At 67.8% G+C, this 14,460-nt stretch carries 9 protein-coding genes, 1 tRNA gene and 2 pseudogenes; 6 read left to right on the forward strand and 6 right to left on the reverse strand.

What is annotated here, in order from left to right; translation table 11 throughout:
• The first annotated feature begins 3 nt into the window (after nt 1-3).
• Entirely contained in the window at nt 4-1,521 is a 1,518-nt protein-coding gene (locus ACZ5CR_RS04630) for a long-chain-fatty-acid--CoA ligase (protein ID WP_468853500.1), read from the forward strand.
• Between the two features lie 80 nt (nt 1,522-1,601).
• Nucleotides 1,602-2,381 carry a sulfite exporter TauE/SafE family protein gene (locus tag ACZ5CR_RS04635; protein ID WP_468853502.1) on the forward strand — a complete coding sequence of 260 codons (780 nt, stop codon included), beginning with the start codon at nt 1,602-1,604 and terminating at the stop codon, nt 2,379-2,381.
• Nucleotides 2,382-2,406: 25 nt separating this feature from the next.
• Here the strand turns inward: ACZ5CR_RS04635 and ACZ5CR_RS04640 are convergent, their stop codons facing one another.
• The 3 genes and pseudogenes from ACZ5CR_RS04640 to ACZ5CR_RS04650 form a co-directional block, all read right to left on the reverse strand.
• Entirely contained in the window at nt 2,407-4,509 is a 2,103-nt protein-coding gene (locus ACZ5CR_RS04640) for an MDR family MFS transporter (protein ID WP_468853504.1), read from the reverse strand.
• Nucleotides 4,510-4,612: 103 nt separating this feature from the next.
• Nucleotides 4,613-5,470: pseudogene (gene cobF / locus ACZ5CR_RS04645) on the reverse strand (precorrin-6A synthase (deacetylating)).
• A gap of 109 nt (nt 5,471-5,579) precedes the next feature.
• Nucleotides 5,580-6,143: a DUF309 domain-containing protein gene (locus ACZ5CR_RS04650; protein WP_468853505.1), complete on the reverse strand. Its 564-nt coding sequence runs from the start codon at nt 6,141-6,143 to the stop codon at nt 5,580-5,582.
• A gap of 108 nt (nt 6,144-6,251) precedes the next feature.
• On the opposite strand from ACZ5CR_RS04650, the gene ACZ5CR_RS04655 reads away from it, so the two are divergent.
• Nucleotides 6,252-6,325: transfer RNA gene (locus ACZ5CR_RS04655), tRNA-Pro, on the forward strand.
• A gap of 504 nt (nt 6,326-6,829) precedes the next feature.
• Here ACZ5CR_RS04655 and ACZ5CR_RS04660 read toward each other — a convergent pair.
• Nucleotides 6,830-7,926: pseudogene (locus ACZ5CR_RS04660) on the reverse strand (integrase core domain-containing protein).
• A 560-nt stretch (nt 7,927-8,486) separates the two neighbouring features.
• Here ACZ5CR_RS04660 and ACZ5CR_RS04665 point away from each other — a divergent pair.
• A complete protein-coding gene (locus ACZ5CR_RS04665; protein ID WP_468853508.1) occupies nt 8,487-8,813 on the forward strand; it encodes a helix-turn-helix domain-containing protein in 327 nt (108 codons plus the stop codon).
• 162 nt (nt 8,814-8,975) lie between these two features.
• Nucleotides 8,976-10,268: a tyrosine-type recombinase/integrase gene (locus tag ACZ5CR_RS04670; RefSeq protein WP_468853509.1), complete on the forward strand. Its 1,293-nt coding sequence runs from the start codon at nt 8,976-8,978 to the stop codon at nt 10,266-10,268.
• Nucleotides 10,269-10,385: 117 nt separating this feature from the next.
• On the opposite strand, the gene ACZ5CR_RS04675 is transcribed toward ACZ5CR_RS04670, so the two are convergent.
• Nucleotides 10,386-10,772 (reverse strand): hypothetical protein, encoded by a 387-nt coding sequence (locus ACZ5CR_RS04675; protein WP_468853511.1) that lies wholly within the window; start codon nt 10,770-10,772, stop codon nt 10,386-10,388.
• 331 nt (nt 10,773-11,103) lie between these two features.
• On the opposite strand from ACZ5CR_RS04675, the gene ACZ5CR_RS04680 reads away from it, so the two are divergent.
• Nucleotides 11,104-13,194, forward strand: a complete 2,091-nt coding sequence (locus ACZ5CR_RS04680; protein WP_468853513.1) for an NACHT domain-containing protein — start codon at nt 11,104-11,106, stop codon at nt 13,192-13,194.
• Nucleotides 13,195-13,319: 125 nt separating this feature from the next.
• Here ACZ5CR_RS04680 and ACZ5CR_RS04685 read toward each other — a convergent pair whose 3' ends face one another.
• Nucleotides 13,320-14,414, reverse strand: coding sequence for an integrase core domain-containing protein (locus tag ACZ5CR_RS04685; RefSeq protein WP_468853898.1), 1,095 nt, complete (start codon nt 14,412-14,414; stop codon nt 13,320-13,322).
• Nucleotides 14,415-14,460 lie beyond the last annotated feature (46 nt).

Here is a 14,460-nt window from a genome sequence, read left to right on the forward strand (position 1 = left end):
CTCATGGCCACGCTGTCCCTCGCCGCGATCCTCGCCGAGCCCGCCCGTCGCCGACCGGACCGCACCGCCCTGGTCGAGGGTGAACTGCGGCTCACCTTCCGGGAGTTGTGGGCGCAGGCCCGTGCGCAGGCGGCGGCGCTCGTGGGGCTCGGGGTCGGGCCGGGGGACAAGGTGGCCCTGATGGCGCCCAACACCGCGGAGTTCCCGCGCGCCTACTACGCGATCCTCGCCGCGGGCGGCGTCGTCGTCCCCGTACACCTCCTCCTCTCCGCCGGAGAGGTCGAGCACGTCCTGAGGGACAGCGGAGCCACCCTGCTGCTGTGCCACCCGGCGCAGGCCGAGACGGGCAAGGCCGCTGCCGCCGCCACCGGCGTACGGATGCTGACCCTCGGCGGGGGCGGCGAGCTCGAGACCCTGGCGGGCGCGGTCGAGCCACTCCCCAGCTACGTCACGCGCGAGGCCGACGACCCCGCCGTCGTCTTCTACACCAGCGGCACCACGGGCGTCCCCAAGGGCGCCGTGCTCAGCCACCTCAACCTGGTGATGAACGCGACGGTCTGCGCCTTCGACGCCCACGACGTGCGGGGCGACGACATCGCCCTCGGCGCTCTCCCGCTCTTCCACGCGTTCGGCCAGACCGTCTCCATGAACGCCACCTGGCGCGCGGGCGCGACGCTCGTACTGCTGCCGCGTTTCGACGCCGCGCGGGCCATCGAGCTGATGGCTGCGGAGGGCGTCAACACCTTCCACGGGGTGCCGACGATGTACGTGAACCTCGTGGCCGCCGCGGCCGCGATCCCCGGGCTGCCCACGCTGCGGCTCGCGGTCTCCGGCGGCGCCTCGCTGCCCGTCGCCGTGATGGAGCGTTTCGAGGAGGCCTTCGGCGTACCGGTCTACGAGGGGTACGGGCTCTCCGAGACCTCGCCCACCGCCTCCGCGAATCAGCCGGTCTTCGGCACCAGGGCGGGCAGCATCGGTCACCCGCTGTGGGGCGTGGACGTGGAGATAGCCCGCGCCGAGGTGGAAGACCGCATCGAGCTGCTGCCCACGGGGGAGCTCGGCGAGGTCGTGGTCCGGGGCCACAACGTCTTCTCCGGCTACCTGGGACGCCCGGAGGCGACCGCCGAGGCCGTCGTCGACGGCTGGTTCCGCACCGGGGACCTCGGCACCAAGGACGCCGACGGGTTCCTGGCCATCGTCGACCGCAAGAAGGACGTCATCATCCGCGGCGGCTTCAATGTCTACCCGCGCGAGGTCGAGGAGGTCCTCATGCGCCACCCGGACGTCGCGCACGTCGCCGTGATCGGCCTGCCCGACGACGTGCACGGCGAGGAGATCTGCGCCGTCGTCGTCGCGGCGCCGGGCTCCGCGCCCGACGCCGCGCAGATCACCGAGTGGTCCAAGGAACACCTGGGCCGCCACAAGTACCCGCGCCGCGTGGAGTTCACCGGCGAGCTGCCGCTCGGCCCCAGCATGAAGATCCTCAAGCGGGAACTGCGCGTCACTTACAGCAGGGCTTAGGCCGGTGGTCGTCACGGGCATCCAGGATGTGGCCGCCCCTGACGGCCCGGAGACAGTTGGGCCTAGCATCTGTTCCTGGCATGGACATATCTCTCGATGTATCGCTCGATGTATCTCTCTGGGAATTCGCCGCGCTCGCCGCAGCCGCGGTGCTCGTCGGCTTCTCGAAGACCGCCGTCAGCGGGGCCAACACGGTCAGCCTCGCGGTGTTCGCCGCTGTCCTGCCCGCCCGTGAATCGACCGGAGTTCTGCTGCCGATCCTCATCGCGGGCGACGTACTGGCCGTCCTCACCTACCGCAGACACGCCCACTGGCCCACCTTGTGGCGCCTGTTCCCCGCCGTCGCGGGCGGCGTGGTGGTGGGCACGGTCTTCCTGATGTGGGCCGATGACGCCGCGGTCCGTACGTCGATCGGGGCGATCCTGCTGCTGATGGCGGCGGTGACGCTGTGGCGCCGCCGGACCTCCACAGCCGACGAGGCGGAACCCTCACGCCCCACGCGCGGCGCCCGCCTGAAGGCGCCTTCCTACGGCGTGCTCGGCGGCTTCACCACCATGGTCGCCAACGCGGGCGGCCCGGTGATGTCGATGTATCTACTCTCCGCGGGCTTCCGGAAACTGAGCTTCCTGGGGACGTCGGCGTGGTTCTTCCTCATCGTCAACACCTCCAAGGTGCCGTTCAGCGTGGGCCTCGGCCTGATCGACGCGCACTCGCTGCTGCTCGACGCGGCGCTCGTGCTCTTCGTCGTCCCGGGCGCCCTCATCGGCAAGGCGGCCGTGCACCGCATCAATCAACGCCTCTTCGAGCAGCTGGTGATCGGAGCCACGGTGCTCGGCGGACTCCAGCTGCTCCTGCGCTGACGGCGGGGCGCGGCCGGCGGCAGCCCTAGGCCTTGCTCAACGGGACTGACTGCCCCGCCGGGACCGCCTGCATCGCCTCGGGAGCCAGACCGTGCTCCAGATCCTCCACGAGAAGCCGCTTCGCGATCGCGTCGACCGCCTTGACGAGGTCCTGGTCCGCAGGACGGCCGCTGTCCTTCTCCACCTGCTCGCCCAGCCATCTCGCCCACGCCTTGCCGATCACGTCGGCCTCGCGTTCACCCGCGGGGGTGTGCGAGAAGAGCAGGCCGGAGCGGGTGAGGAAGCCCTCCTCGACCATCCGGTTGAAGACCGGCACCAGAACTTCGGACGGCAGCTGACGCCGGGCCGCGATGAGCCCCAGACTCGCGTGACCGACCATCCGGTCGAAGAGCGAGACCTGCATGACGGCCCACGCTCCCGCGATGTCGAGCCGGGTGTCGGAATCGCGGATGACACGGCGCGCGGTGTCCATACCGGTACTGCGGATGATGTTGCCGACCGCCAGTTCGAGCACCCGGTCCGGGCTGCCGCCCGACGTCGGTGACGCGAAGCCCTCGCCCATGTCCGAGGAACTCATCCGCGCGCTGTCCCGCAGCTGCACCTGCTTGAGGAAGAGAGCCACCACGAACCCGAGCAGCGCCACGGGCACTGTCCACAGGAACACGGTGTGCAGCGTGTCGGCGTAAGCCTTGATGACGGGCGCGGCCGCTTCGGCGGGAAGACTGTGCAGCCCTTGCGGACTCTGCGCGGCCTTGGCCACGACAGCGGGATCCGCGCCCCCGGCCTCGGCCGCCGCGGCGACCCCGTCCGCCAGATTCGGCTTCAGCGTATTGGCGTAGATGGTGCCGAAGACGGCGGTGCCGAAGGAGCTGCCGAGCGTGCGGAAGAAGGTCACTCCGGAGGTCGCGGTCCCCAGGTCGGAGTAGACGACGGTGTTCTGCACGGCGATCGTCAGGACCTGCATGCAGAGCCCGATACCGCTGCCAAGGACGAACATGTACAGCGACTCGAGCCAAGTGCCGGTCTCAGCGCCCATGAGAGAGAGCAGATAAAGCCCGAGCGCCATCACCAGAGCACCCACGATGGGAAAGATCCGGTACTTCCCGGTCTTGCTCACCACGTTGCCGCTGAAGACGGACGCGATGAGCAGCCCGACCACCATGGGCAGCGTCCGCACGCCCGAGATGGTGGCCGAGTCCCCGTCCACGTACTGCAGATAGGTCGGCAGGAACGTCATGGCGCCGAGCATCGCGAAGCCCACGATGAAGCTGAGGATCGAGCAGACCGTGAAGACGGGGTTGGCGAAGAGGCGCATCGGAAGCATCGGTTCGGCGGCCCGCGTCTCGACCACGCAGAACAGCGCGAGCGCGATCGCACCGCCGACGAACAGCGCGATGATGGTGCCCGAACCCCACGCGTACTGGTTGCCGCCCCAACTCGTCGCCAGAATCAGCGCGCTCGCGCCGATCGCCACGAACGCGATGCCGAGATAGTCGATGACGGGACGCACCGCGGACTTCACGACGGGAATGTTCCGGGCCGCGGCGATCACCACGACGATCGCGATGGGTACGTTGACGTAGAAGGCCCAGCGCCAGGTCAGATGGTCGGTGAAGAGCCCGCCGAGAAGCGGCCCGATGACGGTGGCGACGCCGAACACGGCCCCGATCGCACCCTGGTACTTGCCGCGCTCGCGCAGCGGGATGACATCGGCGATCAACGCCATCGAGGTCACCATCAGACCGCCCGCGCCGATGCCCTGAAGGGCGCGCCAGGCGATGAGCAGCGTCATGTTCGTCGACAGGCCGCACAGAAATGAGCCGGTGATGAAGACGACCGCCGAGACCTGAAAAACGATCTTCCGTCCGAAGAGATCGCCGAACTTCCCCACAAGTACGGTGGCGACGGTCTCCGCGAGCAGATAGGACGTCACGACCCACGACATGTGCTCGGCACCGCCCAGATCCGCCACGATCGTGGGCAGCGCGGTGCCCACGATGGTCTGGTCGAGGGCGGCGAGCAGCATCCCCAGCATGATCGTCACGAAGACGATGTTGCGGCGGCGCTTGTCCAGGACGGGCGGCCCCTGAGCTGGGGCCTCGGCGGCGGGCTCGGCGGTGGTGGTCACACGGTCACCCTCACACCGCGCGGGGACCAGTGCATGCGGGGCCGGTCCGGTCCGGTGACGGGCGCCGCCGTCCGATCGCCCCCTGTCTCTCAGTGCTCCGGATTCAGTCCTCCGGATCGCGGCGCAACAGACAGGTATCCATGATCCACAACTTGCGCTCGCGTGCCTGGGCCCGGAGGGCCTCGATACGGGGAGCGGCTTCGTCCAGCGGCCCGGATACGAGGATCTCGTCGGCGGTCCCGATAGAGGCACCCCAGTAGAGGTAAATGTCGCCGCTTTCCCTGCCTTCCCCGCCCTCCCCACCCTGGTACTGCCGGAAGGCCTGCTGGGCATCGAGCGTGACCACGACATCATCGACACCATCGGGAAAACCGCGGTCGGCAAGACGGAGCCCGGTCGTGATCTGCACGGGACGCGCGACGCGGTTCAGGCCGATGCGGTGCGTGGCGGCAAGGGAGGAGACACTGCTGACACCGGGCACGACAACGTACGAGAAGGCCACGTGCCCCCGCTCGAGGACCTCCCCAAAATCCCGAGGGTGCTGTCGTACAGCGCGGGGCTGCCCCCCCTCACGAGAAACGCGCCGCACTCGTCAGCACCCTGCTCGTCGCCGATCAGCCGCTCATAGATGTCCGCCCGACGGCTGCGCCAGTCCCCGACGCGGGGGAGTAGTCCGCACAGCTCGCCGCGCGATCGCGCACGGGCTCCCGAACCTCGACCACGCGGTAAGCACCGTCGGCCCGGTCGGCCCGGTCGGCCCGGTCGGCCCGGTAGGCCCGGTCGGCCTGGTGGGCTCGCAGTGCGCGTCGGGGAGATCACGTCGCAGCTGGACGAGATTGTCCTTTTCCTCCCCCTTGTCGAGGATGAAGAACACGTCGGTGCTTTCCAGATCCTTGACGGCTTGCAGGGTCAATTGGCCGGGGTCGCCAGCGCCGATACCGATGACATGGATCTTCCGCACGCCGAGAGTCTGCGGTACGGGGGTACTGGGGTGCGCTAAGCCCTGACCAGGCGAGGTACCGCATGCCACCCATGCCACCCATGCCACCCATGCCCCCCGGCCCGCAGAGTCACTCGCTGCCGCTGCCGCTGCCGCTGCCGTTGCCCCTGCCCCTGCCGTCCCCGTCCCCGTCCCCACGCAGCCGTGGCGCGTGCTCGGCGGCATCCACATTCGGCCCGCCCCCATCCAGCGACTCCGCCAACTGCCGCGCCCACACCACGAGTCCATCCAGATCGATCCCGTACGGCCGCTCCCCCCACTTCCCCGCGCCGATAGCACCCGCTCCCCTGAGCAGCAGCCGCGCCCCGCCGGTGAGGTTGCCGCGGGCCGAGTGGGTCAGCCCAACAGCCAACTGCGCGAGCCCTTTCCACAGGTCACGCTCGTCCTCGGGCCCCGACTTCCAGGCATCTTCGAAGACCTCATGCGCATGAAAGGGCCGCCCCGCGTCGAGCAGGGCCTGCGCCTGAGTGACCGTCTCCTCGGGCGTACGGGTAACCCCTTCAGGCTGCCGCTCCACCCCTTCAGTGCCGTACGCCAACGGCCGCCCGAGCCCATCACGCGGCCGCGCGTTACGGGCCCGCCCTTCGTCGTCACGGTCACGGCCACGTTCATCGGGTCGAGGTGCACTACTCATAAGCCGATTGTCCCTCGCCGACCGCCAGGGAGGGGGCGCGGACCACTCCCGAACGTGGGGTAAAGTTCTGTTTGCGCGATCACGCAGAACACCGCGAGACACGCGCATCGGGACGTGGCGCAGCTTGGTAGCGCACTTGACTGGGGGTCAAGGGGTCGCAGGTTCAAATCCTGTCGTCCCGACGGAAACGTCGCAGGTAGGGGCCATCTTCGGGTGGCCTCTACTTCGTGTTTGGGAGCAATTCTGGGAGCGGGACGCCGCTCCCTGCGCTCCCAGGGAGCGGGAGTCTGGGAGCGACGTCAACCGGGGGTGGACGGCTGGTCACCCGATCCGGTTGCTCCCAGGGAGCAGTTCCGCTGGCTGGTCTGGTGTATGGGGCAAGGGCCACGTTGTTCGCCCCCTTGTCTGAATACTCGTCATGGGGCCGTGCTCCCACTCGACCCCTTGACGGCTTTCCCGACCCCATGACTGCGTGGACTCGACGTCTCGGTGCACGCGTCATCGAGAGGTTGAACGCGGTAGCGAGATGCGGTGCAGGTCGGAGGGGGGTACCGGTTCGGGGTGACTGCTCCTGTGGGGCCCCTTGTCGCGGCGCAAGTGGCCGTTGGCGTCTGTAGGGCGCCGTATAGAGATGCTCCGAGTGGGTGCGGCGTCTTTGCGCCTGCCGAGAACTCCATCCGTGCAGTTCAGGCGGCATGGTGGTACTCGTGGTGGACTCCGCCGAGGCGGTCTCTCCGGCGCACTTTCAGTTGGGTGATCTGTGCGTGGGGGAGCGGTGCGGGGGCAGCGCGTAGGGGGGCTGTCTGGTCTATCGCTTGGTGGGGCCGGTGGGTGTTGTAGTGCAGTTCGAATTGGTGGAGCGCGTGGCGTAGATGGCGTTCGTTCCAGATGAGGGTGCGGTCCAGGAGTTCGTGGCGGCAGGTCTGGACCCAGCGTTCCATGATCGCGTTCATGCGCGGGGTATGCGTATGCCGGTGCGCATGATCTGGATGCCTGCGGTGCACAGGATTTCGTCGAAGAGGGCGGGGTATTTCGCGTCCCGGTCCCGGATCAGGTACGCGTGGGTGGCGTTGGCGTCCGTCAGGTCCATGGCCAGGTTGCGGGCGGCTTGGCTGACCCAGGCTGCGGTGGGGTGTGCGGTAGTGCCGAGGATCCGGACGCGGCGGGTGGCGTGTTCGATGACGGCGAGGATGTACTGACGCTGCCCGGTCAAGGTGACGGTCTCAATGAAGTCGCAGGCCATGAGGGCATCGGCCTGGGAGCGCAGGAAGTTGGCCCAGGTGGTGGCGGCTCGGTCGGGCGCGGGGCCGATGCCCTCGGACGTGAGGATCCCCCAGACGGTGTAGGCGGCGATCTGGATGCCGAGGGTGGCGAGTTCGCCGTGCACTCGGCGGTAGCCCCAGGATGGGTTCTCCCGGACCAGGCGCAGGATCAGCACGCGGATTGAGCGGGCTGTGGGCGGTCGGCCTGGCCTCTTCGGTCGGCACGTGCGGGCGTGGCGCCGTTTGATCAGGCCGCGGTGCCAGCGCAGCACGGTGTCGGGCCGGACCAGTAGCCGTAGTCGGCGCAGAACCTGACGGGGGAGTGGTGCCAGCAGAGCGGCAAAGAATGCCCGGTCTTCCGCAGTGAGCTTGATCCAGTCCGCCCCGAGCTGCCGTTCCAGGACGGTGAGTTGATGGCGTAGGGAGAGGATCTCCGCATACTTGCAGCGGTCGCTCATTGGTAGCAGCCGCAGCGCGGCGAACATGTTGGTGACGGTCAGGTAGGCGAGACGAAGCAGCACGAAATTATCTTGCCGCACCGTCGATGAGGCTCCTGATCTGCATGGATGACGTTTTCGGCAGGCGCAGAGTTGGGCGCCTGCCGTCGGGCTGCGCACTCGGCCGCAAGGCGAACGATGAGCCGGCCCGGGCGGAGCAGCCGAAAGAGCGCCGCGGTACCGCGCGGTGCAGAACCTTCCAGCACCGGCGTCAACGGTCAGCGAGCCGCGGGGGGGGGGGCGAGCCACCCCCCCCAAACCAAAAAAACCCCCCACACCCCTGGGTGCTTCCCCCACCCCCCCCCCCCCCCCCCCCCCCCCCCCCCCCCCCCCCCCCCAAGCCCGAAGACCTGCACAACATCCTGGGGCTGTCACCGGCTGACCAACTGCAGCAGCCCGCCACTCGCCGTACACCCGCCAACCCAGCATCAGGTGAACCACACCGTCCTGGGAAACGCGCTCGCAAGAAGCCGATCCCCGCCCGGACGGGGGAACCGCCCACGATGGCCGCCTCAGAGGCTCCACCCGTTCTCAGCAACGCTTCCGTCCCGGAACACGAAGCTGGATCCCGCACCTCCCCACCCATGACAACCCCGCCAGGAGCCGACGCCGGGCAAGACCAAAGTTCCAACCCCGACGAGGCGGCAGTCGCGCCCGGCCAAGTGCAGACCGGCAGTGATTCCGGCTACCCGGGCCCTGACGCAGAGGTCGGCGTGCCGCGCCTGTACACCCCCGAGCAAGCCGCCCATCTGCTGCAGGTGCCCGCTTCCTGGCTCCGTAAGAGGGCGGCGGCCGACGCCATCGCGCACACCCGTATCGGTCGTCACCTGCGCTTCTCGACCGCTGATCTGCACGCGCTCGTGCACGCCGGTCAGCATCCGCCCGCTGCGCAGCCCACCGACTCGTCATAACGCCACCCGTTCGGGTCGAGGTGCGCCCCGTTCGCCGATGGCGGGTTCCGCTTCACCCGGCACCGAGCGTCCATGGACCGGCCCGCCCCATCTGCACCGGCGGGTGGCGCTCCCCGACGTTCCCGACGGGGGCGTCCTCGCACTCTCCAAGGAGGTAGTCCCATGGCCTGGGTTGAACGCCGAGGTAACCGATGGCGAGTCCGCTACTGGGCGGAATCGGGCAGAGCAGCCACTGCTGCCACCTTCGACAACCGCGACGACGCGAGCCGGTGCGCGGACAACTTCAACGAGCCTCACGCATCGCCCCGCACCTCGACCCCCGACGCGGCACAACTGCCCCAACCTTCCGCCCCCGTAGGCGAGGTGGCCGCGCCCGAAATCCCCAGCCCTGAGCCCATCGACCTTCCCGAGCCACGGGGCAGCGAGGCCACCCACGTTCCCCGCTCCACCGTGTCCGGGTCAGCCGCCTCGGCTCAGATGACGACGTTCGCGCAGTGGACCAAGTCCTGGTCCGCCAGCCTCGAAGTCGGCCCGAACACCGCCGCCGGATACCAGAGCCTGCTGAAGAACCATCTCCTGCCCGCCTGGGGCGACATGCCGCTCGACGAGATCACCCCCACCGCCGTCATTACCTGGCTCAAGCACCTACGAGCCCGCTACAAGCCGACCACCGTCGCCGCGATCGGCAAACTCCTCAGCCTCATCCTCTCCGCGGCTGTCCTCGAACGCCTCATCCCGGTCAACCCCGTGCGCATCCCCCGCCAGCGCGGCCGCACCCGCCATGAAGAAGCCGCCTGGTGCGACGAGTACCACGTCCTGGACATCGCCCGCCGCATCACCCACCTCGGCAGCGCCAACCTCGGCCTGCTGATCATCACCGCCGCCTACACGGGCATGCGCTGGGGCGAACTCACCGGCCTGCGCCGCGACGCCGTCGACCTCGACGCCGCAACTCTCAGCGTCCACCCCGACCATGGGGCCCTCCACGAGATCAACGGCCACCACACCTACGGCCCGCCCAAAACCGCCGCCTCGGTCCGCACCGTCACGCTGCCCCCCTTCCTCACCACGCTCCTCACCCAGGACCTCGCCGCCCACCGCCGAGACCACGTCTTCACTACCGTCACCGGCAAACTCCTGCGCCGCTCCACCACTCAACGCCGCTACTGGGCACCGGCCGTCGCCGGCTGCACCTTCCCCGACGACACCGTGTGGAAGCCGATCAAGCCCGGCCTGACCTTCCACGGCCTGCGCCACTCCCACAAAACCTGGCTCATCGAGGACAACATCCCCGACGTCGCCCAGGCCCGCCGCCTCGGCCACGCCATGAACAACGAAATCGACGACATCTACTCCCACGTCGCCCACAAGATCAACACCCGAATTCTCAAAGTGCTCGAAGACCGCTGGCAGCGCTCACTCAAGCGCGGCAGCGGAGGCTCACGGAGGCTGTAGGAAGGCGGAGGCTGGTCAGAAGGAGGCGTGGCGTAGAGCCGTGACCAGCCCTGCTTCCCACACCGTCGCGGGAACAAGCTTTGGCTCGAGTCGGCCAAGTCCTGCACTAGCAGGCTGCTAGACGGAGTGGCTCGTGTGGTGCGGCCGTTCGACGAGGGGAGCCGGAACCATCCCCGCACGTGCGGGGATGGTCCCTCGCGGACACCGATCTAAGTTCGATCCGTACGACAGTCGGTGTCTCAGCGGTGCCGGTTCGCGCAAGCTCGCGGTGCCCCCGCTTTCGGGCCGCCTGCGGACGGCCTGAGCTGAGTGTCTGGTGGCTGTGCCTCGTTGGGGCCACAGGCCCGTGGCCCGGAAGTTCTTGTTCTTGGTGCTGATGTAGGAGCGGTGCAGACCCAGCGCGTCGGCGATGCTGGACTGGGTGACGCCTTCGTCGTCGATCAGATGCACGATGGCGGTGCCCACTGCGGCGCCGGTCAGGCTGCGCAGACGGGTCGCTTCCACGAGGGCAGGTCGCGGACGGAGGCGATGCGCCAGAGCATGCCCCGGGCGGGAGCGCTTGCGGCCCAGCCGGGGTGTGCCGAGCCGGAGCGAGGAGACGGGCCACCTCGCTGGAGTGCTCCGCGCCGCCCTCGGTGAACCACGGCATGCTGTTCCAGGCCATGAGATTCTCCTCCGCTCGTCGTGGACTGCGGAGATCCACCGAGGCCGGGCGTTAGCGTCGCGCCCTGACGGCGTTCAAGGACATTCCTTTTTGCCTGCGCATATCGAGAGTCGGCATGCGGATCGCGCAGGGGGATGGTTGAGGTCGTTATCCCGCGGGATGATGGCGGGCATGGGGGATACGCGGCGTGTGGGTGGAATGTACCTGATGTTGGCGTTAGGTGGGGTGGTTGCCGCCTTATGGCTCGCCAACCGCTTCTCCCTGGGAGCCGCAGCCACCGCAGTGTCCTTGCTGCCTACTTTGGCACCGCTGTTCCTGTCCTGGGTGACTTTCAGGGCGAGCGCTCAGCGGGCGTCGGAGCAATCGTTGGAAGGGGTCGCCGAGCAGCTGGCCTTGGCCGTCCGGCAACAGTGGGAGGCCGAAGCGCGGGTACGTCAGCTCAACGACCCTTATCCGCTCGCCGTGTCCTGGGAAAGCGCTTCTGATGACCTGGTCGAGACGTTGCCGCTGTTGCGGCGGATAGCTGCCGATTGGCCCGGAGGGCCGACCAACGACTCTGTGGACTGGGCTGAAACGCCAGAAGAACTGGCCGGGGCAGGAGCTCAAATCACCCATCTGTTCACCCACAAGGTCCCGACCCGGCGACTGCTGGTGCTTGGTCCACCTGGCGCCGGCAAGACCGTATTGCTCCTGCGGCTCCTGCTGGGTCTGCTCGCCCAACGCGTCATAGGCGCGCCTGCCGACGGGCATCGGCCGGTCCCGGTACTTTTCTCGCTGGCATCGTGGGATCCGGTCCACCAGGATCTGTATGCGTGGATGGCTGGCAGGCTTGCTGCGGACTACAGCAGCTTGGCTGGACCAGCTCCGTCCCCCTACGGGCGGATCAACCGTGCTCGTGCCTTGCTCGACCACCATCTGATCGTGCCGATCCTGGATGGCTTCGACGAGCTACCCTTTGCCATCCGCGGTGCCGCCCTCGTTGCTATCAACCGTGCTCTGCCGCTAGGGCAGTCCTTGGTGCTCTCCAGCCGAGTCGTCGAGTACCGCGACGTGCTGCGTCCGGCCTCCGGCGTGCCGGTGAGGCTGGCTGGGGCTGCCGGGATTGAACTGTGCCCCCTCTCCGCCGACATAGCCATCCCATACGTGCACCGCGACGCGGGCGGCACGACCCACGGAGTTCATCGCTGGGCCGCGGTTGCTGCACGTGTGGGGACGCCAACGCCTGTGGGAGAGGCACTCGGCACACCTTTGATGCTCTTCCTTGCTCGAACCATCTACAACCCACGCCCCGGTGAGCGCGCAGAGGGCCTGCCGTCTCCCGGGGAACTCTGCGACACGTTGCGCTTTCCCACCCGAGCCGCAGTGGAGGCTCAACTGTTCTCTGCATTCATCCCTGCTGCCTACCGGCCGCATCCGAGCTACCCTTGCCGTTGGACTTCGCGTCAGGCGGAAACCGCGTTGACCTTTCTTGCGCATCACTTGGAATACACCCTGCATGGCACACCCGACTTTTCCTGGTGGCAACTCCACCGGGCGCTATCCACTGGAATTCCCCAACTGCTTACCTGGATAATCGGCTTGTTGGCGGGGGGCGGAATCGCGACCTTCACGGCCATCTACACGGACGCCAGTATGGGCGTCAAGCTCGGAACGGCTTTGGCCTCGCTCGTGGGAGGAATTATCCTCGGATTCTGTCTCACATTGCCGCTCTGGCTCACTTTCGAGTCAAGAGGTCGGCCACCAGCCACCAAGATTCGTTGGGTTTGGGAATGGCCCTGGATCATCGTGAGCGTAAGTTTGGCACTCCTGACCGCCAGGATGGGTGCACCTGCCGCAGCGGTTGTCATGGTGGCACTGGGGCTCGGCGCAGCCTCAGGGTTACGTGTTGGCTCCGCGGATCGGGCCCTGGACGTTGGCCCGAAGGTCCAGTGGGTCCGGGATCGCCGGGTATTTTGGAGACTCACCCTGGCGATCGGTATTGGGGTCGGAATCGGGCCGGGGGCGATGCTCGCAGGGATACCTGTGCTTGGCTTGGTGGTGGGTCTCAGCAGCGGCTTCTGGGTCGGATTGTCCGTCGCCTTCTCCGCCACCGCCTGGGGCCCGTTTGTTGTCGCCCGTTACTATCTGGCGATTCGCCGGAAACTCCCGCGTGATCTAATGTCTTTCCTTGCCGACGCCCACGAATATCGGGGCGTGCTGCGACAGGCGGGAGCGGTGTACCAATTCCGCCACATTGACTTGCAGCGGCACCTAGCTGATTGAAAGGAGCCATACGGAAGCGGTGTCGGAGGATTCGCGCCTATAGTGAACGCTTCGTCTGAGCGCTATGCTCCGTGCGTCAAGCCGCCGCACGTAGCTGCGCCTGCCGAAAACCCCATCCGCGGCGCTCAGGCGGAATGTTGGTACTCGTGTAGCACTCCGCCGAGGCGGTCTCTTCGGCGTACGTCGAGGTGGGTGATCTGTGTGCGGGGGAGTGGTGCGGGAACGGCGCGCAGGGGTGCCGACTGGTCTATCGCTTGGTGGGGCCGGTGGTGGTTGTAGTGCAGTTCGAACTGGTGAAGCGCGTGGCGTAGGTGGTGCTCGTTGAAGATGAGGGTGCGGTCCAGCAGTTCGTGGCGGCAGGTCTGGACCCAGCGTTCCATGATGGCGTTCATGCGCGGTATCCGGATGCCGGTGCGCGCGACCTGGATTCCGGCGTTGGTCAGGATGTCGTCGAAGAGGGCGGGGTATTTCGCGTCCCGGTCGCGGATCAGGTACGCGTGGGTGGCCTGTGCGTCTGTGAGGTCCATGGCCAGGTTTCGGGCGGCCTGGGTCACCCATGCCGCGGTGGGGTGGGCTGTGGTGCCGAGGATTCGGATGCGGCGGGTGGCGTGCTCGATGACCGTGAGGATGTACTGGCGTCGGCCGGTCAGAGTCACGGTCTCGATGAAGTCGCAGGCCAGCAGAACGTCGGCCTGCGAGCGCAGGAAATCGGCCCAGGTGGTGGCGTTCCGGTCGGGCGCGGGGTCGATGCCCTTGGAGGTGAGGATCTCCCAGACGGTGGAGGCCGCGACCTTGATTCCGAGGGTGGCGAGTTCGCCGTGCACCCTGCGGTAACCCCGCGCCGGGTTCTCACGGACCAGGCGCAGGACCAGTCTCCGGATCGAGTGGAGCGTGGGTGGTCGACCGGGCTTCTTGGGCCGGCAGGTGCGGGCGTGGCGCCGCTTCATCAGGTCGCGATGCCAGCGCAGCACCGTGTCTGGCCGGACCAGTAACCGGAGTCGACGCAGGGCCTGGTGTGGCAGGGGGATCAGCAGAGCGGCGAGGAACGCCCGGTCCGCGGGAGTGGACTTGATTCGGTCCGTGCCGAGTTGTCGCTCCAGGACGGTGATCTGGTGACGTAGGGCGATTATCTCCGTGTCCTTGTCGCGGTCGCTCATCGGTAGCAATCGCAGGGCGGCGAACACGTTGGTGACGGTCAGGTAGGCGAGACGAAGCAACACGAAATCGTCTTGCCGCACCGTCGATGATGCTCCTGATCTGCGTGGA

The organism is Streptomyces sp. NPDC031274, from assembly GCF_055570235.1.